The 17,021-nt window shown below is 71.8% G+C and carries 18 protein-coding genes; 5 read left to right on the forward strand and 13 right to left on the reverse strand.

Annotated elements, in window-relative coordinates:
- Positions 1 to 9 precede the first annotated feature (9 nt).
- Positions 10 to 1,272, forward strand: a complete 1,263-nt coding sequence (locus A4E84_RS27125) for a styrene monooxygenase/indole monooxygenase family protein (protein WP_062929044.1) — start codon at positions 10 to 12, stop codon at positions 1,270 to 1,272.
- On the opposite strand, the gene A4E84_RS27130 is transcribed toward A4E84_RS27125, so the two are convergent.
- The 11 genes from A4E84_RS27130 to A4E84_RS27180 form a co-directional block, all read right to left on the reverse strand.
- Positions 1,236 to 2,519, reverse strand: coding sequence for a C40 family peptidase (locus tag A4E84_RS27130; RefSeq protein ID WP_062929045.1), 1,284 nt, complete (start codon positions 2,517 to 2,519; stop codon positions 1,236 to 1,238). The genes A4E84_RS27125 and A4E84_RS27130 overlap by 37 nt on opposite strands.
- Positions 2,520 to 2,625: 106 nt before the next feature.
- Entirely contained in the window at positions 2,626 to 2,925 is a 300-nt protein-coding gene (locus A4E84_RS27135) for a hypothetical protein (protein WP_062929046.1), read from the reverse strand.
- A 4-nt stretch (positions 2,926 to 2,929) separates the two neighbouring features.
- Entirely contained in the window at positions 2,930 to 3,589 is a 660-nt protein-coding gene (locus A4E84_RS27140; RefSeq protein WP_062929047.1) for a TetR/AcrR family transcriptional regulator, read from the reverse strand.
- A gap of 36 nt (positions 3,590 to 3,625) precedes the next feature.
- Positions 3,626 to 4,564: an AurF N-oxygenase family protein gene (locus A4E84_RS27145; RefSeq protein WP_031140626.1), complete on the reverse strand. Its 939-nt coding sequence runs from the start codon at positions 4,562 to 4,564 to the stop codon at positions 3,626 to 3,628.
- A 124-nt stretch (positions 4,565 to 4,688) separates the two neighbouring features.
- Entirely contained in the window at positions 4,689 to 5,198 is a 510-nt protein-coding gene (locus A4E84_RS27150; RefSeq protein WP_062929048.1) for a DUF3291 domain-containing protein, read from the reverse strand.
- A gap of 62 nt (positions 5,199 to 5,260) precedes the next feature.
- Complete coding sequence (locus tag A4E84_RS27155) at positions 5,261 to 6,721, reverse strand: penicillin-binding transpeptidase domain-containing protein (protein ID WP_062929049.1); 1,461 nt, start codon at positions 6,719 to 6,721, stop codon at positions 5,261 to 5,263.
- A complete protein-coding gene (locus A4E84_RS27160) occupies positions 6,718 to 8,082 on the reverse strand; it encodes an FtsW/RodA/SpoVE family cell cycle protein (RefSeq protein ID WP_062929050.1) in 1,365 nt (454 codons plus the stop codon). The genes A4E84_RS27155 and A4E84_RS27160 overlap by 4 nt, the downstream gene beginning before the upstream one ends.
- Positions 8,083 to 8,134: 52 nt before the next feature.
- The gene (locus A4E84_RS27165) at positions 8,135 to 8,722 is read right to left on the reverse strand and encodes an SH3 domain-containing protein (RefSeq protein WP_062929051.1); all 588 of its coding nucleotides are present in this window, start codon (positions 8,720 to 8,722) and stop codon (positions 8,135 to 8,137) included.
- A gap of 114 nt (positions 8,723 to 8,836) precedes the next feature.
- Positions 8,837 to 10,084 (reverse strand): ATP-binding protein, encoded by a 1,248-nt coding sequence (locus tag A4E84_RS27170; RefSeq protein ID WP_062929052.1) that lies wholly within the window; start codon positions 10,082 to 10,084, stop codon positions 8,837 to 8,839.
- Positions 10,081 to 10,836 carry a hypothetical protein gene (locus tag A4E84_RS27175; protein ID WP_062929053.1) on the reverse strand — a complete coding sequence of 252 codons (756 nt, stop codon included), beginning with the start codon at positions 10,834 to 10,836 and terminating at the stop codon, positions 10,081 to 10,083. The genes A4E84_RS27170 and A4E84_RS27175 overlap by 4 nt, the downstream gene beginning before the upstream one ends.
- A gap of 169 nt (positions 10,837 to 11,005) precedes the next feature.
- Complete coding sequence (locus A4E84_RS27180; RefSeq protein ID WP_062929054.1) at positions 11,006 to 11,509, reverse strand: protein-tyrosine phosphatase family protein; 504 nt, start codon at positions 11,507 to 11,509, stop codon at positions 11,006 to 11,008.
- A gap of 119 nt (positions 11,510 to 11,628) precedes the next feature.
- Here A4E84_RS27180 and A4E84_RS27185 point away from each other — a divergent pair, with 119 nt between their 5' ends.
- Positions 11,629 to 12,432, forward strand: coding sequence for a nuclease-related domain-containing protein (locus A4E84_RS27185; RefSeq protein ID WP_062929055.1), 804 nt, complete (start codon positions 11,629 to 11,631; stop codon positions 12,430 to 12,432).
- Between the two features lie 205 nt (positions 12,433 to 12,637).
- On the opposite strand, the gene ligD is transcribed toward A4E84_RS27185, so the two are convergent.
- A complete protein-coding gene (ligD, locus tag A4E84_RS27190) occupies positions 12,638 to 13,519 on the reverse strand; it encodes a non-homologous end-joining DNA ligase (RefSeq protein WP_062929056.1) in 882 nt (293 codons plus the stop codon).
- 63 nt (positions 13,520 to 13,582) lie between these two features.
- On the opposite strand from ligD, the gene ku reads away from it, so the two are divergent.
- Positions 13,583 to 14,602, forward strand: coding sequence for a non-homologous end joining protein Ku (gene ku / locus A4E84_RS27195; RefSeq protein ID WP_470661521.1), 1,020 nt, complete (start codon positions 13,583 to 13,585; stop codon positions 14,600 to 14,602).
- A gap of 69 nt (positions 14,603 to 14,671) precedes the next feature.
- Entirely contained in the window at positions 14,672 to 15,583 is a 912-nt protein-coding gene (locus A4E84_RS27200) for an MBL fold metallo-hydrolase (protein WP_079129135.1), read from the forward strand.
- A 16-nt stretch (positions 15,584 to 15,599) separates the two neighbouring features.
- Here the strand turns inward: A4E84_RS27200 and A4E84_RS27205 are convergent, their stop codons facing one another.
- Positions 15,600 to 16,076, reverse strand: coding sequence for an Asp23/Gls24 family envelope stress response protein (locus A4E84_RS27205; RefSeq protein WP_062931635.1), 477 nt, complete (start codon positions 16,074 to 16,076; stop codon positions 15,600 to 15,602).
- A 282-nt stretch (positions 16,077 to 16,358) separates the two neighbouring features.
- Here A4E84_RS27205 and A4E84_RS27210 point away from each other — a divergent pair, with 282 nt between their 5' ends.
- Entirely contained in the window at positions 16,359 to 16,964 is a 606-nt protein-coding gene (locus A4E84_RS27210; RefSeq protein WP_062929058.1) for a dihydrofolate reductase family protein, read from the forward strand.
- Positions 16,965 to 17,021 lie beyond the last annotated feature (57 nt).

Below are 17,021 nucleotides of genomic sequence, written 5' to 3' on the forward strand. Positions count from 1 at the left end.
ACAGCCCGCATGCGGAAGATACTCGTCGTCGGAGCCGGTCAGTCCGGGCTCCAGATCGCCCTCGGCCTCCAGTCACAGGGGTACGAGGTCACCCTGATGTCCAACCGGACGGCGGACGAGATCCGCACCGGCCGGGTCATGTCGACGCAGTGCATGTTCCACACGGCCCTGCAGCACGAGCGCGATCTCCAGCTGAACTTCTGGGAGTCCCAGGCCCCGAAGATCGAAGGACTCGGCGTCTCGGTCGCCGCCCCCGGCTCCTGGGCCGAGGGCCCGTCCGCCCGTGCCATCGACTGGCTGGGCAAGCTCGACGGATTCGCCCAGTCTATCGACCAGCGCGTGAAGATGGCCGGCTGGATGGAGACGTTCGCCCAGCGAGGCGGCCAGCTCGTCATCCACGGCGCGGCCGTCGGCGACCTCGACTACTTCTCCCGCACCTACGACCTGGTGCTCGTCGCGGCCGGAAAGGGCGAACTGGTCCAGATGTTCGGCCGCGATGCCGAGCGCTCGCCGTACACCGAGCCACAGCGCGCGCTGGCCGTGGCGTACGTCCACGGCCTCGGCCCGCGTCCCGAGCACCCCGGCACCGAAGCGGTCCGCTGCAATCTCGTCCCGGGCGTCGGCGAACTGTTCGTCATGCCCTGCCTGACCACGTCCGGCCGCGCCGACATCCTGTTCTGGGAGGGCATACCCGGCGGCCCGCTCGACGCCTTCACCGGCGTCAAGGACCCCGCGGAGCACCTCTCCCTGACCCTGGAACTCATGGAGCGGTACGTCCCCTGGGAGTACGCGCGGGCCACCAAGGTCGAACTGACCGACGCCGGCGGCACGCTGGCCGGGCGCTATGCCCCCACCGTCCGCAACCCGATCGGCCGCCTCCCCGGCGGCGGACTCGTGCTGGGGGTGGCGGACGTCGTCGTGGCCAACGACCCGATCACCGGGCAGGGCTCCAACTCTGCGTCCAAGTGCGCCGCCGCCTACCTCTCCTCGATCACCGAGCACGGCGACAAGCCGTTCGACGAGGAGTGGATGCGGGCCACCTTCGACCGCTACTGGAACACCGCCCAGCACGTCACCAAGTGGACCAACGCGATGCTCGCGCCGCCGCCGGAGCACATCCTGAACCTCATCGGTGCCGCCGGTGAGCTCCAGCCGGTCGCCGACCGCTTCGCCAACGGCTTCAACGACCCGGCCGACTTCGAGAACTTCTTCTACGACCCGGCCAGGACGCAGGCCTACCTGGCCGAGGTGTCCGGGGCGGGCGCCGCGTAACCCTCGTAGCCCTCGTCCGACCCGTCCGTGGCCCCCTCGGGGAGCTCCGGCGGCTCGTACCGCCGCAGGGGCTTCCCGTCCGGGTCCGGACGTACGGCGCCCAGCACGGGGTTGGCCGCGATCGGTGAGACCTTCACCTTCGCGCCCGGGCGGGGCGCCTGCACCACCATGCCGTCCCCGAGGTACAGCGCCACATGCGTGGCCTTCTCGAAGTACACGACCAGGTCGCCGGGGCGCAGCTCGTCCAGCGGGATCCGCTCCAGCTGCTTCCACTGCTCCTGGCTGGTCCGGGGGATGGGCACCCCGGCCTCCGCCCAGGCCCGGGAGGTCAGCCCCGAGCAGTCGTACGTCCTCGGGCCCTCCGCGCCCCACTCGTACGGCTTGCCGAGCTGCCGCACGGCGTAGCGCACGGCCCGGCGGCCCTCGGCCGACGGGGCACGGACGCCACTCTTGCTCCCCTCGCTGCCTTTGCTCCCCTTGCCCCCGCGATTCTTGTCGTTCCCGCCGGCGTCGTCGGCCTTGTCGGCCTTGTCGGCCTTGTCGTCGTCGCCGTTGCGTTCGCTGCTGAGTGCGCCGGACGCCATGAACTCCTTCTGCGCCTTCGCGACGCCCTTCTGCTCGAACTCGGCGAGCTCGGTGAGCTGGTCGCGGCTGAGGGAGGCGAGCAGTTTCTCGACGCCGTGCAGGCGGGCGCGGACCTCGTCCCGTTCCTTCTTGCGCCGCTCGGTGAGGGCGAGCTGCCGGTCGAGGGCCGTGCGGGCCTTGCGGGCCAGTTCGTCGGCCTTGCGTTCGTCGCCGGTCAGCCGGCCGATGGTGTCGGCCCGCTCCCGGGCGAGCCGGCCGATCACATGGCCCTGCTCGATCGCGTGCTGCGGGTCGCGGGCCAGGAGCAGACGTACGTACGGGGAGATGTCGGTGCTGCTCTGGTACTGCTGCCGGGCCAGCCGGCCGGCCGCGCCCCGGCTGTCGTGCAGGGAGAGCCGGGCGCGTGCGAGGGCGCGATCCAGACGGTCGGTCCCGGCGCGCTGCTTCTTCAGCTTCTCCTCGGTGGCGTTGTAGGCCTCGGTGGCCTCCTCGGCCTTCCGGTACAGCCCCTGAAGATCTGTCAGGAGACCGGCGATGTCGTGCTGTTCCGTGTCGTGCTGTTCCGCGTCCGGCTCGGGAGCGGCCGTGGCCGGGACGGGCGCCAGGACGGTTCCGGCCGCCGTCGCCGCGATGCAGACCAGACGGAGAAGCTTTCCTGACATGCCATCACCTCCGGTGCGGGGGCGGCGTGGTGCCGCCGGACATCGTGAGGATCAGGTGTGTGGGGGCGGTGCGCGCGGTGAGTGTGCGCGGTTCGGCGCAACGGGGTCACCCGTCGGCGTCGTCCGGCTTGCCGCCCGGCGTGGCGTCTGGCTTCGACCAGGGCCAGTTGAGCCGGCGGGGCGGGACGCCCTCCGGGGCGTACTCGTACTTCCAGCGGTTGGACAGGCCGACCCGGCCCGGGCCCCGGGAGACGCGGCGGTAGACGAGCACGGTGTCCGGTCCGCCGTCGGGGTCCGGGACGGGGATGCGGTACGTCTTGGGCGGGTGGCCGGTGATGCCGAGGAGGACGGGCAGGACCCTGCCGTCCATCGGGCCGCCCTCGAAGGGGGTCTCTTCGCTCTTCACCGGATCAGTGTCGGACATCCTCGTCGAGCGCCCGGACCAGGGCCTCGGTCTGCGGGTCGCGGCGGGCGGTGACGGTCAGCATGGCGACGAACTGCTCGACGAGCCAGTCGCGGAGCTCCTCGGCTTGGGGCTGCTTGTCCTCGTCGAGCCAGATGAGCGACGACGCCTCCACCGCGGTGATCCACATGCGGATGGTCATGCGCAGGCTGGAGCCGGGGCCGGTGACGCCCAGGTGACTGAGGATGTGCTCGGCGGCGACGCGGCGGACGCCGTCGACGATGGCGGTGGTGCGTGAGGTCTCGACGACGCTGCCGCCCTGGAGGAGGGCGCTGAAGCCGGTGCCGTGCTCGTCGACGAAGGTGAGGTAGCGGTCGAGGGCACGGGACAGGCGGGGGAGGAGGGGGCCTTCGCGGGGTTCGTCGAAGCAGTGCTGGAGCTCGTCGGCGGCGGAGCGCAGGGCGGCCTCGTAGAGCTGCTGCTTGCCGCCCGGGAAGTACCGGTACACCAGGGGCCGCGAGACCCCGGCCGCCTCCGCCACGTCGTCCAGGGACACCTCCTCGGGGGCGCGGTGGGCGAAGAGGTCCAGCGCGGAGGTCAGCAGCTGACTGCGGCGTTCCTCGACGCTGAGTCGCCGGTAGGCGGGGGTGGGGGCGGCTGGTGTCATGCCTCGCAGGGTAATCGGGTGCCGCGGTGCGCGCCCCTACGCCAGCAGCCCCGACGACTTCCACAGCCGCCGTCCGACCCCCCGCAGCACCCCGATGTCGTCCAGGAAGTCCGTCAGCCGCTTGGAGCCGTTCTGCATGACCTCCCGGCGGTGGCCGCTCGCGCGGACCTGGGCGAGGGCCTCCCGCTTGTCCAGGCCCACGTTCGTGTAGACGTCGGGATTCACGAACGCCACCGAGAAGACGCGGGCGAACTCGCCGGAGGTGATGCGTGTGAACTCCTGGGACCACTTGGGCGCGGTCACCATCTGGCGGCGGAGTTCCTCACGTGCGTAGCGGACGTGGCGGGCCTCCTCCACGACGTGGATGCGGGTGACGCCGCGGACCAGGGTCTGGACGCGCTCGTCGGGGAACGTCAGCCGCTGCATCCAGTCCAGGACCTCCTCGCCCAGCAGGGTCGCCGTGAAGGAACCCGGCGTGGTGGAGATGGTCTTGAACAGGCGGCCCAGCTGCTGGTGCGCGCGGCTGACCGGGTACCAGGGCGTGTCGCCCTGGGCGATCAGCCGGGCGAACATCCTGGAGTGCCGGCACTCGTCCTCGATCTCGGTGAGCGCGTAGCGGACGTGCGCGCTCGTGGCCGCCTTGTCGTAGATGTGCCGCACCAGCAGCTGCATGAGGATGATCTCGAACCAGATGCCGAGCGAGGCCAGGGCCGCCGCCTCGTGCTGGGAGAGCAGGATCCGCTGCTCCTCGCCCATCCGCTTCCACAGCGGGGTGTCGTAGAGCGACACCAGCTCCGGCGGCCAGAACCACTTGCCCTCCTCGAAGGGCGCGTCCCAGTCCAGTTCCTTGTCCGGGTCGAAGGAGTGCTTGGCGGAGGAGTCGAGCAGCCGCTGGGCCACCTGCTCCCGGTCCTTCAGCAGGCCGAGGGCGTCGCGCAGGCCGTCGAGCGCATCGGCTTCCGTCAGGGTCGTCATGGCTGCCCACCTCGTTGTGCACACGTCACTGATGCACTTATGAGACTGCTTGTCAGCAAGCCAGTCAATCCCCTGCGCGCCACTTGTTGACCCGGTGTCTACCTCGGGTGCGCCCGCGCACTCGTCAGAGCGCGCAGCCGAGTCCCTCCGGCACCTCGCCGATCAGCGGCTCGGCACCCTGGGGCGGGAACCGCGTCCGCAGGGTGAAGGCGTACGGCGTCGGGCCGTGGGTGCGGATGTGCAGCAGGCGGGATTCCGCCTCGGCCACGGTCGGGCGGTGACCGACCGGCACCCACCACAAGGTGACCATGGCCTCCTCCACCCGCTCGAACCACTCGCGGCGCCGGGCGAGCATCTCCCGGTGCCTGCCCTGGTACATGTACGCCGTCAGTGCGTCGGCGTCGCGCCACACCGACATGTTGAGGATCAGCCAGGAGTCGCCGAAGACGGGCACGTCCGTGGCGTTGCCGCTGTCGCTCTGCAGGCGCCACACGAAACCGTCGGCCGCGTCGGCGTCGGCGTTCACCGGGTCCAGGGCGTTGACGAAGTCCTTCAACTGCGGTGAGTCCAGCGGGGCCTTCAGGCGGGCGATGTTGACCTCGGCGAGTTCGTAAGGGGCAGTGGTCCCAGTCATGGACCGAACGTTAGGTCGGGCATTTTCCGGCCGGTAGCCCCGTCTCACCAACCGGGCAGCCGTCAGGGAGACTTGAGCACCGCCTCCATCACCGCCCGCGCGATCGGCGCCGCGTCACCGCCCCCGCTGATGTCCCCGCGTCTCGCCTCCGCGTCCTCCACGACGACCGCGACCGCCACCCGCGCCGCCATGTCGCGCTCGCCCTGCGCCCAGGAGACGAACCAGGCGTACGGCGTCCCGGAGTTGCCGAGGCCGTGCTGGGCGGTGCCGGTCTTGCCGCCGACCTTGGCGCCGCGGATGGCGGCTTTGCGTCCGCCGCCGTTCTCGACCACGTCCCGCATCATCGCCCGCAGCCGGACAGCGGTGGACGGGTACATCGCCTGGCGGATCGCCCGCGAGCCGGCCGTCGCGAGGGTGCTGCCGCCCGGCCGGGTCGTGCGCTCCACCAGGTAGGGGTCCCGCACCTGGCCGCCGTTGGCCACGGCCGCGGCGACCATCGCCATCTGCAGCGGTGTGGCGCGGGTGTTGTACTGGCCGATCGACGACAGCGCCAGCTGTGCCTTGTCCAGGGTGGTGTCGAACGTGGACCGGGCCACCGGGAAGGGGATCCTCAACTCCCCGTTGTTGAAGCCGAACGCGTGCGCCGTGGCCGTCATGTCGGTCACGCCCACCTCCACACCGAGCTTGGCGAACACCGTGTTGCAGGAGAGGGTGAAGGCCTCGCGCACGGAGGCGTCCTTGCAGCCCTTCGGCGCGTTGGTCAGGCGCGTCCGCGTCCCGGGCAGCCGGTAGGGGTCGGGGGAGCCGGTCGGCGCTTCGAGGTCCGTGACCACACCGGCGTCCAGCGCGGCCGCCGCGGTGACGACCTTGAAGGTCGAGCCCGGCGGGTACGTCTGCCGCACCGCCCGGTTGAGCATCGGGCGGTCCTTGTCCGCGTTGAGCCGCGTCCAGGCGCGGGCCGCCGCCGAGCCGTTGCCGGACAGCGGCTGGGGGTCGTAGGACGGTGCGGACACCAGGGCCAGGATCCGGCCGGTCGACGGCTCCAGCGCCGCCACCGCGCCCTTGCGGCCCGCGAGTCCCTTGTACGCGGCCTCCTGTGCTGCCGGGTGCAGTGTCGTGACGACGTCTCCACCGGCGTTGCGCGCCCGCGTGAAGTCGTTCCACAGCGGGAACGGCGCCAGCATCGGATCCGCGCCGGACAGCACGCCGTCCTCGGTGCTCTCCAGCAGCGTCGTCCCGTAGAGCTGCGAGGCGAAGCCGGTGACCGGGGCGTACATCGGGCCGTCGGTGTAGGTCCGTTCGTAGCGCAGGTGCTCGCGGGTGTCCCTGGAGCCGGTGACGGCCCGCCCGCCGACCAGGATGTCCCCGCGCGGCTGCTCGTAGCGCGTGATGTCGGGGCGCCGGTTGGCCGGGTTGCGGTCGTACGCCGGTGCCTGGACGACCTGCACGCGGGCGGCGTTCAGCAGCAGGGCCACCAGCAGCAGGGCGCAGAAGTATCCGGCGTGCCGGATGTGCCGGGTCACCGGGTGTCCTGCCCGTCGTAACTCCGCCGGGCCGAGTCGCTCACCCGGACCAGCAACGCCACGATCGCCCAGTTGGTGACCACCGACGAGCCGCCCTGCGCCAGGAACGGCATCGCCATGCCGGTCAGCGGGATCAGGCCGGTCACCCCGCCCGCGATCACGAACACCTGGAGTGCCACCAGCGAGGCGAGGCCGACCGCGAGCAGCCGCCCGAAGGGTTCGCGCTGCGCGAGACCCGCACGGAAGCCGCGCTCCACCAGCAGGCCGTAGAGGAGGAAGACCGCGCTGATGCCGGCCAGGCCGAGCTCCTCGCCCGCGGTGGCCAGGATGAAGTCCGACTTCACGGCGAAGCCGATGAGGTACGAGTGGCCGAGCCCGAGGCCCGCGCCGAGCAGGCCGCCCTCCGCGAAGGCGAACAGCGACTGGGCGAGCTGGTTCGCGCCCTCGCCCGCCTCGATGGAGGCGAAGGGGTGCAGCCAGGTCTCGATCCTGCCGTGCACGTGCGGCTCCAGCCGGCCGACGGCGACCGCACCCAGCGAGGCCAGCAGCAGGCCGACCGCGATCCAGCCGGTGCGGCCGGTGGCCACGTAGAGGAGCACCACGAACAGGCCGAAGAACAGCAGCGAGGTGCCGAGGTCGCGCTCCAGGATCAGCACGCCGACGCTCACCAGCCAGACGGCGACGATCGGGCCGAGGACGCGGCCGGTGGGGAGCTGGAGCTTCCAGACGCGGCGGCCGGTGTAGGCGAGGGCGTTGCGGTTCGCCGCCAGGTAGGCGGCGAAGAACACCGCGAGCAGCACCTTGGCGAACTCGCCCGGCTGGATGGAGAACCCGGCGATCCGGATCCAGAGGCGGGCCCCGTTCACCGCCGGGAACAGGATCGGCAGCGTGAGCAGCACCAGGGCCGCGACCACACAGACGTACGTGTAGCGCTGGAGCACCCGGTGGTCGCGCAACAGCAGGACGACCAGGATGAACAGGGCCACGCCCAGGGTCGACCACACCAGCTGGGCCGGTGCCGCCCGGTCCCCCGGGGTCTCCAGGTCGAGCCGGTAGATCAGCACCAGGCCGAGTCCGTTGAGGAGCACCCCGATGGGCAGGAGCAACGGGTCGGCGTACGGGGCCCGCAGACGTACCGCCAGGTGGGCCAGCAGCGCGAGCACGCCGAGCCCGGCGCCGTAGCCCGCGGCACCGGGCGGAAGCGTTCCGTGCCGGGCGAGGCCCACGGCGCAGTAGCCGTACACCGACAGCAGGACGGCCAGCACGATGAGGGCGAGTTCGATGCCCCGGCGCCGGGGGAGGCGGCGGACGGCGGGCGGGGGCGGGTCCGCCGTCGCCACGGTGATTCCGGCCTTACTCATGTCCGGAATCTACCCAAACAGTGCGTCTTGTGCGCCTTTGGGTGACCGGGTGTCAGCACCAGCGTGGCGCGGGGCCGATGTTGTCGATGTACCGGGCCGCGCCCCAGGCCCAGGTGCCGTCCGTCAGCAGGTACCAGAGCGGATTGCCCTGCACGGTCTCACCGCCCGTCTTGCAGAAGATGTTGACCTTGTCGCCCCGGTGGGCGTACCGGATGATCTGCGAACCGCGGTTCGGGGCGCTGCGCAGCGCCAGCGTGTCCGCCGTGACGACGCCCTCGTAGAGGCGCTGGTCGTGGTGGCCGTTGCCACCGCTGCCGTTGCCGTTGCCGTTACCCCCGCTGCCGTTGCCGTTGCCGTTACCCCCGCTGCCGTTGCCGCCGCTGCCGTTGCCGTGGCCGTTCCCGCCACTGCCGTTGCCGTTGCCGTTACCCCCGCTACCGTTGCCGCCGCTGCCGTTACCCCCGCTACCGTTGCCGCCGTTGCCGTTCCCGCCGCTGGGGTCGTGGTGGCTGTTGCCGTTGCCGCCGCCGTTGCCGCCGCTCGGGTCCCAGTCGTCGTTCGCGGCGGCGGGCGTGACGGCGGCCGCGGCGGCGAGGAGCCCGGCGGCGGTGGCTATGGAGAGACGGGTGCGCAGGGACATGGGGACTACCTCCATGTGGGGGCGAGGGTGCCGAAGCTGACTTATCGCCACATTAGGAGCGCCCAGGGGGTGCCGCCCCCCACGCTGGGCCATAGGAGCACGTGCCCCGGGCTCTCACTCCGCCGCCAGCCTCAGGGTGGCCACCGCCCCGCCCTCCGGGGCGTTCGCGAACTCCAGCCGTGCCCCCAGCACCTCGGCCTGCCCCCGCGCGATGGTCAGCCCCAGCCCGTGCCCCCGCGTGCCGCCCTCCGTGCGGAACCGCTGCGGCCCGTGCACGACCAGGTACTCGGGGAACCCGTCCCCGTGGTCGCGAACGGTCACCACCGGACCGTCCACGGTCAGCACCACAGGCCCCCGCCCGTGTTTGTGCGCGTTCGCCACGAGGTTGCCCAGCACCCGCTCCAGCCGCCGCCGGTCCGTCTCCACGGACACATCCCGTACGACCCTGACCTCCGTGCCGTTCCCCGCCGCCCGCACCGCCCGCTCGGCCAGCGGCCCCAGTCGCTCGGTGTCCAGCTCCACCCGCTCCCGTCCGGTGTCCAGCCGCGAGATCTCCAGCAGGTCCTCGGTGAGCGTGCGCAGCGCCGCCACCCGGTCGCGGACCAGCTCCGTAGGGCGGCCCGGCGGCAGCAGCTCGGCCGCCGCGTGCAGTCCGGTCAGCGGCGTGCGGAGTTCATGCGCGACATCCGCCGTGAACCGCTGCTCGGCGAGCAGCTTGCCCTGGAGCGAGGCTGCCATGGAGTCCAGCGCGGCGGCGACCGCGGCCACCTCGTCCTGCGGACCGGCCTTCGTGCGCGGGCCCGTGCGGGGGTCGTTCACGCGCGCGTCCAGATCGCCCGCGCTGATCCGCCGCGCGACCAGGGCCGTGGTGTGCAGCCGCCGCGTCACCCGTGTCACCGCGAACGCCCCGACCAGCAGCGTCGCCCCGATCGCCAGGCCCGACGACCACAAGATCGCCCGGTCCAGACCCTCGATCGTGCGGGCCTGCTGCGCGTAGTCGACCGCGACGGCCAGCGCGCGCCCGCCGTCGACGGGACCCGCCGCCCACATCGTGGGGCGTCCCTCCCGTTCGGCGACCATCGTGCCGCGGTCCCCGGCCACCGCCAGGTCCCGCAGTTCCCCGGGCAGTCCCGGCGGATCCACCCCGGCGCCCCGCCGCAGCGTGTCCCCGGCCTCGTACCGCTCCGTCGCCTGCGTCAGCCGCTGCAGCGCCTGGTCGCGTGCCTGGCCGACGGTCTGGTTCGTCACCTGCACGTGCACCAGGACGCCGAGCAGGGCCGCCAGCGCGCAGCACATCACCGTGATGAAGGCGGCGGCCTTCGCGGCGAGCGTCCCCGACCACGGGGGCAGCACGGGCCTCATCCGCCGCTCACGGAGGCGGAGCCCGACGGGGCGGCGGAGGGGGAGGCCGAGGCCGACGGCTGCCGGGAGTGCTTGCGCGGGCCGGTGCGCAGCATCTCGTCGTGGGTGAGGAGCATGGCCCGCTGGTCCCGGTCCCAGGTCCACTGCAGGCGGTACTCGTAACCCGCGACCTCCGACGGCGAGCGGATCACCAGGGAGCGTCCGGCCAGCTCGACACCGCTGAGCGCGTCCTCCCAGGCCATCACCTGCACCAGCCGGTGCTTCTCGACGGTGTAGACGCGGACCGCGGTCGTCTTGCCGGGCAGCAGCGGGAAGCCCAGCGTCAGGTCGTCGTGCCCGTCGCCGGTCAGGTCCCGGTAGTACGGCCTGAGCACCGGGCACCTTCCCTGCCCCGGGCCCTGCGCACACTCGGCCATCCTGCGCTTCGTGTCGCGGTAGGGCGCCTTGCCGCCGTCGTACTCACCGGGGTGCCGGGCGATCTCGGCCCGGACGATCCCGACCGGGTCCACCCGGCGGATGTCGTCGCCGGGGACCTTCACCCCCTTGACCACCTCGGTGTTCACCTCGCCGATCTCGAAGGCCGGGCTGGACGCCGGGGTCAGCTCCGGCCAGAGCCGGGCCGGTCCCTGCGCCGTCGGGGTCGACCCCGTGCCCTCCAGCCCCCCGGCGTCCCCGCAGCCCACGGCGGCGGCAAGCAGGAGGGCGACGACGGCGAGGCGACGGGCTGCCTGTCCGGGGCGGCTGAGGGGCACTGCACTCCTGGCGTTCGTGGGCGATCACACGGGCGGACGCGACCGTCGGCCGCGTACACCTTATTCGTAGGGAAGTCCCATTTGCGGGAGAGGGCAGCAGGACGTGTGCGCCCTCGGGCGGCAAGCCGTACGGGTGCCGGGCTGCGCGGTGAGCTCCTCCGGCAGCGGGCTACTCGGTGAGTTCCTCCAGCAGCCGGGCCGTGGCCAGCCCGGCCCGCAGGTAGTCGACGAACAGGTCGTTGTGCAGCGCCCAGGGCGAGCGCCGGTCCCGGATCAGCCGGATCGCCGCCTCGGCGGAGCTGCCCTGCCGCATCAGCGCGTGCGCGACGACCAGACCGGAGCGGTTGTACCCGTGGTAACAGCGGACGAGGACCCTGCGGCCCTCGCTCATCGCCTCGCACGCCGCCTCGGCCAGCCGGATCACCCCGGCCAGCTGCGTTCCGTCCAGGGGGCCGTCGGGGATGGGCCACACATGGTGCCGGACGCCGGGATCGGGCCCGTGCCCCGGCAGCCGCAGCAGCGTCTGCACGAGGTCGAACTCGTTCCGTACGACGGCGAACTCCAGGTGCCCCAAGGCCCCCGTGTACTCGTGACCGCCCATCCAGAGCCCGGGGACGACCTCGCTCCACGGACTCTCCGGAGCGGGCACGTCGGGTTTACTGCGGGTACGCAACGGCGCCTCCCCACGATCACCGCCCGAGGGTCCGCGGGCAGGCCCAACTCCTCTCCAAGGTAACCGGGTTCTTGCCCCCGCAGCACCCCGACTGTTCCCATGGACTGGGGTGATGGTGCATGAACGGACTGCGCGTCATACCGACCTGGCGGCACGGCCGGGAACGGCTGTACGTCTGCCTCCCGGACGGCAGGAACATCGCCTGGTACGACCGTGAGGCCGCCCGGGTGAATCTGCTCGGCCAGGACCGCGAGGACGACGTCCTGCGGGCCCTCGGCCCCTTCATCACCGGCCCCGTGACCGTGGGGCCGCCCCCGGTGCCGACCCCCGCCGAACTGGCCCGCCTCGCCCTCCACCCCGACGACGACCTGGCCCCCAACCGCCCCGGCGAGTCCCTCGTCGTCGCCCTCGACCGCGACCCCGGCCCCACCCACCGGCTGCGACCCGACCCGCGCCGCAGGGCCCTGGCCGCCGAACAGGCGGTCGGCGACGCCCTGGACCGCCTCGACGGCGCCGGCTGGCACGCCCTGCACTCCGTGCCACTCCCTGGCGGCGACCGCATCCACCACCTGCTGATCGGCCCCGGCGGCCTCTACGCCGTCCACACCCTCCACGCCCGCAAACAGCGCGTCCGTATCGCAGACCCCATGATCACCCTGGGCCGCCGCGAGCCGTACCCCCTCCTGCGCCGCGTCCGCTCCGACGCCGACCGCGCCTCCTACGCCCTGACGGCGGAGGTCCGCCCGGTGCTCGCCCTGGTGGACCCGGCGACGCTGTCGATCCCGACCGCCCCCCGGGAGGTCCATGTGCTGACGGCCGCGCAGGTGGAGGGCCTGTCCCAGCGGGGCGGGGTCCTGAAACCGGCCGACGTGGAGGCCCTGCACGCGATGGCCCGCGACCGGAACACGTGGGCGCGGGTGTGAGGGAGGCGACGGAACACGTGGGCGGGGGTGTGAGGGAGGCGACGGAACACGGGGGCGCGGGTGTGAGCGGCGCGACCGGGGTCGGCCGGGCGGGACACGGCACCTGACCACGGCAGACGCCCGTAGGGTTCGTCGGGATCCGTCGGGATCCGTCGGGAATCCGTCGGGTCCGTCGGAATCCGTCGGGAACCCGTCGGCCGTCCGGCTAGGGGAGCGTCCCCGCCGCCTCCGCGTCCAGCAGGGGAGCCAGCAGATCGCCGTAGTCCTGGACCCGCGGGGCGATGTCGACCGCATGGAAGTCCAGGCGGCCGGGTGCCCGGCACTCCTCGACCTCCTCCCAGGTCACCGGGGCCGAGACGGTCGGCTCGGGGCGGGCCCGGAGCGTGTAGGGCGTCGCCGTCGTCTTGCGGGCGGCGTTCTGGCTCCAGTCGACGAAGACCTTCCCCGGACGCAGGCTTCTGGTCATCCGGTGCAGCGCGAGGCGGGGCATGGCCTTCTCCGCCTCGACGGCGAGTGCCTTGGCGTACTCGGACACCCGCTCGGAGGACGCCCCTCGTACGGGGGCCAGCAGATGCAGCCCCTTCGAGCCGGAGGTCTTGGCGTAGGTCTCGATGCCGTCGGCCGCGAGCCGCTCCCGCAGCCACAGCGCGACCTCGCAGCACTGCACGATGCTCGCCGGCGCCCCTGGATCGAGGTCGAACACGATCCGGTCGGCCTCGTCCGGGGTGTCGACGCGCCACTGGTGGGTGTGGAACTCGGCCACGAGGTTCGCCGACCACATCAGGCTCGGCAGATCCTGCACCAGGACCATCCGCGAGGGCCCTTCGACCCGCGGCACCTCGGCGGTGGTGACCCACTCGGGCGTACCCGGCGGCACGTTCTTCGTGAAGAACACCTGCCCGTCCGGACCGTCCGGATACCGCAGGAAGGACACCGCCCGGTCACGCAGATGGGGCAGCAGGACCCCGGCGACGGTCGCGTAGTAGTGCAGCACCTCGCCCTTGGTGAAGCCGGTGGCGGGATACAGCACCTTCTCCAGATTGCTGAGAGCGAGCCGTCGCCCCTCCACCACTGTGATAGGCGCCATACGATAAGAATCCCACGCAAACCATGACGAACACTCCCGAGCGTGACCGGAAGGGTGCAGCACGTGAGATCCATATGGAACGGCGCCATCTCGTTCGGCCTGGTCAGCATTCCGATCAAGCTGGTGAACGCCACCGAGAGCCACTCGATCTCCTTCCGCCAGATCCACACCGAGGACGGCGGCCGCATCCGCTACCGCAAATTCTGCGAACTGGAGGACCGCGAGGTCACCCAGGGGGAGATCGGCAAGGGCTACGAGGACGCGGACGGCACGATCATCCCGATCACCGAGGAGGACCTGTCCAGCCTGCCCCTCCCGACGGCGAAGACGATCGAGATCGTCGCCTTCGTCCCGGCGGACCGGATCGACCCGCTCCAGATGGACGCCGCGTACTACCTCCAGGCGAGTGGCGCCCCGGCGGCGAAGCCGTACACGCTGCTGCGCGAGGCGCTGAAGCGCAGCAACAAGGTGGCGATCGCGAAGTTCGCCCTGCGCGGGCGCGAGCGCCTGGGCATGCTCAGGGTCGTCGGCGAGGCCATCGCCATGCACGGTCTGCTCTGGCCGGACGAGGTCCGCGCCCCCGAGGGCCTGGCCCCCGACACCGACGTCACTGTCCGCGATCAGGAACTGGACCTGGCCGACGCGCTGATGGACACCCTGGGCGAGGTCGACCTGGAGGACCTGCACGACGAGTACCGCGAGGCCGTGGAGGAGGTCATCGCCGCGAAGGCCGCCGGTGAGGCCCCGCCCCAGGCCCCGGAACCGGCCACGGGCGGCAAGGTCCTGGACCTGATGGCGGCCCTGGAGAACAGCGTCCGCGCGGCCCGCGAGTCCCGGGGCGAGGACGCCGAGCACGCCGAGGTCAAGTCACTCCCGCAGCGCAAGACGGCCCGCGCGGCCCCCAAGCAGACCGGCGGCAAGAAGTCGACGTCCACCGCGAAGAAGACGGCGGCCAAGAAGACCACGGCGGCGAAGAAGTCGACGGCCAAGTCGGGCCAGGGGACGAGCAAGAAGACGGCGTCGAAGAGCACCGCCAAGAAGACGACGGCGAAGAAGTCGACCCCCCGCAAACGCTCGGCCTGACGGTTCCCGCGCGGGCACCCCCATCGGGGGAAACCAGCGGGTGCCCCTTCAGGGAGACCGGAGAGCGCCATGCCGCAGCCCAAGAACCACCACGACCCCGAGGACCCCGACGACCACGACAAGCACCACAACCACCACCCTCACCTCACCGGCGACGCGATCGACATCCACTTCATCGGCAACGCGACGGTGCTGCTGTCGTACGGCCCGCTCACCCTCCTCACCGACCCGAACTTCCTGCACCGAGGGCAGTACGCCTACCTCGGCCACGGCCTGCTGACCCGCCGCCTGACCGAACCCGCCCTCGACGTGCACGACTTGCCCCGCCTCGATGCGGTCGTGCTGTCCCACCTGCACGGCGACCACTGGGACCGCCGCGCCCGCCGGCACCTGGACCACACGGTGCCGATCCTGACCACACCGCACGCGGCCCGCCGTCTCAGAACCGTGCACGGGTTCCACCGCACGGCGGGGCTGCGCACCTGGAAGGCACTCACCCTCCAGCGCGGCGGCGTCGAGGTCACGGTCACCGCCCTGCCGGGCCGACACGCCGGCCATGCCGTGCTGCGCAGGCTGCTGCCGCCGGTGATGGGAAGCATGCTGGAGTTCGGCCCCGCCGGTGGACCGCCCTGTATGCGGCTCTACATCTCGGGCGACACACTCGTCTACGACGGCCTCGACGAGATCACCGAACACTTCCCGGCCGCCGATCTCGCCGTCCTCCACCTGGGCGGCACGCGCCTCCCCGGGGGCGTCGTCGTCACGATGGACGGCACCCAGGGGGCCGAACTCGCCCGTCGCCTCGACCCCCGGCTCGTGCTGCCCGTCCACTACGGGGACTACACGGTGATGCGCTCGCCGCTGTCCGCGTTCCTGGCCGAGGCCGACGCCGTCGGCCTCGGCGACCGGATCGTCCGCTGCGGCCACGGTGAGCACGTGCGTGTGCCGTGCGGCCCCGGGGCGGTCCCGGAGGTCTACTGAGCCGGGCCCTCGGCCCTCAGGCCACCCGCCTGCTGCCCTCCTGCTGCTCGGACTCGTCGTCCTCCTCGTCGGGCAGATGGACGTCGTCGACGGCGATGTTGACCTCCACGACCTCCAGACCCGTCATCCGCTCCACCGCGTTGATGACGTTGGTCCGGATGTCCGCGGCGGTGTCGGCGATGGCCGCGCCGTACTCGACGACCACATCGAGATCCACGGCGGCCTGGCGCTCGCCGACCTCGACCTTCACCCCTTGGGTGACCCCACTGCCGCCGCCCGGCACCCGCTGACGCACAGCCCCGAAGGCCCTGGTCATTCCTCCGCCGAGGTTGTGCACCTCGGGAATCTCCCGGGCCGCCATGCCCGCGATCTTCGCGACGACCGTGTCCGCGATGGTGGTGTTCCCGCGAGTGCCGGGAGCGCCCTTCCCGCCCTGCGATGTCGCCCCGTCCTGCCTGCCCGCTGTGTTACTGCGCTGAGTGGTCTCCGTCATGACCGTCACCTCGATGATCGGTGAGGGGAATGAGCAGCGTCGTTCCTCTCTACGGTAGAACAACGGTGCGTATGAGGCGAAAGTGGTGTTCTGCTCCCCCGTGTGCTTCACCCTTCCCGGGTGAGGCCACCCGCGTCCCACCCGTGCACGCTGAAAGCGGCACGACGTTGGCGCAGGGGCGGCACGGGGCTTTGACAGAACTCGAACCGCCGTTCCCCATCGCGATGAGTTTGTGGCTCCCGGCCGGTCCAAGCTCGTGACACCCTGGGAAAGGACACCGCCATGTCGGAGCTTCTCGTCGACTTCATCACCTCCCTCGACGGCTACGCATCGGGAGAGGGATGGCCCGGGTTCTGGGGCCTCGAGGGCCCGGAGTACCTCGCATGGCTCGGCGAACAGCCCGAGGCCACCTACCTGATGGGAGCGAACACCTACCGCCTGATGTCGGGCTTCGCCGCAGGCGAGGTCCCGAGTGGCCAAGACGAGTTCAGGCCCGAAGAAGAGGCGTCCGTCGACGAACTCACACAAGCGTCCAAGGTGGTGTTCTCCTCCTCACTCGAGGAGCCGCTGACGTGGGCCAACTCCACGCTCGTCCGCGACGACGCCGTCGAGGCGGTCCGCGCCATGAAGTCGAGTGGCTCGGGGCTCCTGAGCACGATCGGCAGCCTCAGCCTGTGCCGGTCCCTGCTACGAGCCGGACTCGTCGACCGCTTCCGGGTCGTGATGTTCCCGGTGATCACCGGGGCCACGGGCGAAGAACGCATCTACGACGGCTATCCGGACGTCGCCCTCGAGATGACCGAACACCGCACCTTCGACGGCCGCATCCAACTGGTCGAGTACAAGCCCCGCGTGCTGGAGCACCCGCCGCTCGCCGTCCCTGCGTGACGTCGCCCCGTCCGCCGGTCTGGACAGCGGCCAGGCCGGCCCCGGCGGGCGTGAAGC

The sequence above is a fragment of the Streptomyces qaidamensis genome, assembly GCF_001611795.1.
Lineage (GTDB): Bacteria > Actinomycetota > Actinomycetes > Streptomycetales > Streptomycetaceae > Streptomyces > Streptomyces qaidamensis.

Bases quoted from the DNA above. Each gene is read 5' to 3' on its own strand.
- A4E84_RS27125 (WP_062929044.1), top strand. From the start codon at position 10: ATGCGGAAGATACTCGTCGTCGGAGCCGGTCAGTCCGGGCTCCAGATC.
- A4E84_RS27130 (WP_062929045.1), bottom strand. From the start codon at position 2,519: ATGTCAGGAAAGCTTCTCCGTCTGGTCTGCATCGCGGCGACGGCGGCC.
- A4E84_RS27140 (WP_062929047.1), bottom strand. From the start codon at position 3,589: ATGACACCAGCCGCCCCCACCCCCGCCTACCGGCGACTCAGCGTCGAG.
- A4E84_RS27145 (WP_031140626.1), bottom strand. From the start codon at position 4,564: ATGACGACCCTGACGGAAGCCGATGCGCTCGACGGCCTGCGCGACGCC.
- A4E84_RS27150 (WP_062929048.1), bottom strand. From the start codon at position 5,198: ATGACTGGGACCACTGCCCCTTACGAACTCGCCGAGGTCAACATCGCC.
- A4E84_RS27160 (WP_062929050.1), bottom strand. From the start codon at position 8,082: ATGAGTAAGGCCGGAATCACCGTGGCGACGGCGGACCCGCCCCCGCCC.
- A4E84_RS27165 (WP_062929051.1), bottom strand. From the start codon at position 8,722: ATGTCCCTGCGCACCCGTCTCTCCATAGCCACCGCCGCCGGGCTCCTC.
- A4E84_RS27170 (WP_062929052.1), bottom strand. From the start codon at position 10,084: ATGAGGCCCGTGCTGCCCCCGTGGTCGGGGACGCTCGCCGCGAAGGCC.
- A4E84_RS27185 (WP_062929055.1), top strand. From the start codon at position 11,629: ATGAACGGACTGCGCGTCATACCGACCTGGCGGCACGGCCGGGAACGG.
- ligD (WP_062929056.1), bottom strand. From the start codon at position 13,519: ATGGCGCCTATCACAGTGGTGGAGGGGCGACGGCTCGCTCTCAGCAAT.
- A4E84_RS27200 (WP_079129135.1), top strand. From the start codon at position 14,672: ATGCCGCAGCCCAAGAACCACCACGACCCCGAGGACCCCGACGACCAC.
- A4E84_RS27205 (WP_062931635.1), bottom strand. From the start codon at position 16,076: ATGACGGAGACCACTCAGCGCAGTAACACAGCGGGCAGGCAGGACGGG.
- A4E84_RS27210 (WP_062929058.1), top strand. From the start codon at position 16,359: ATGTCGGAGCTTCTCGTCGACTTCATCACCTCCCTCGACGGCTACGCA.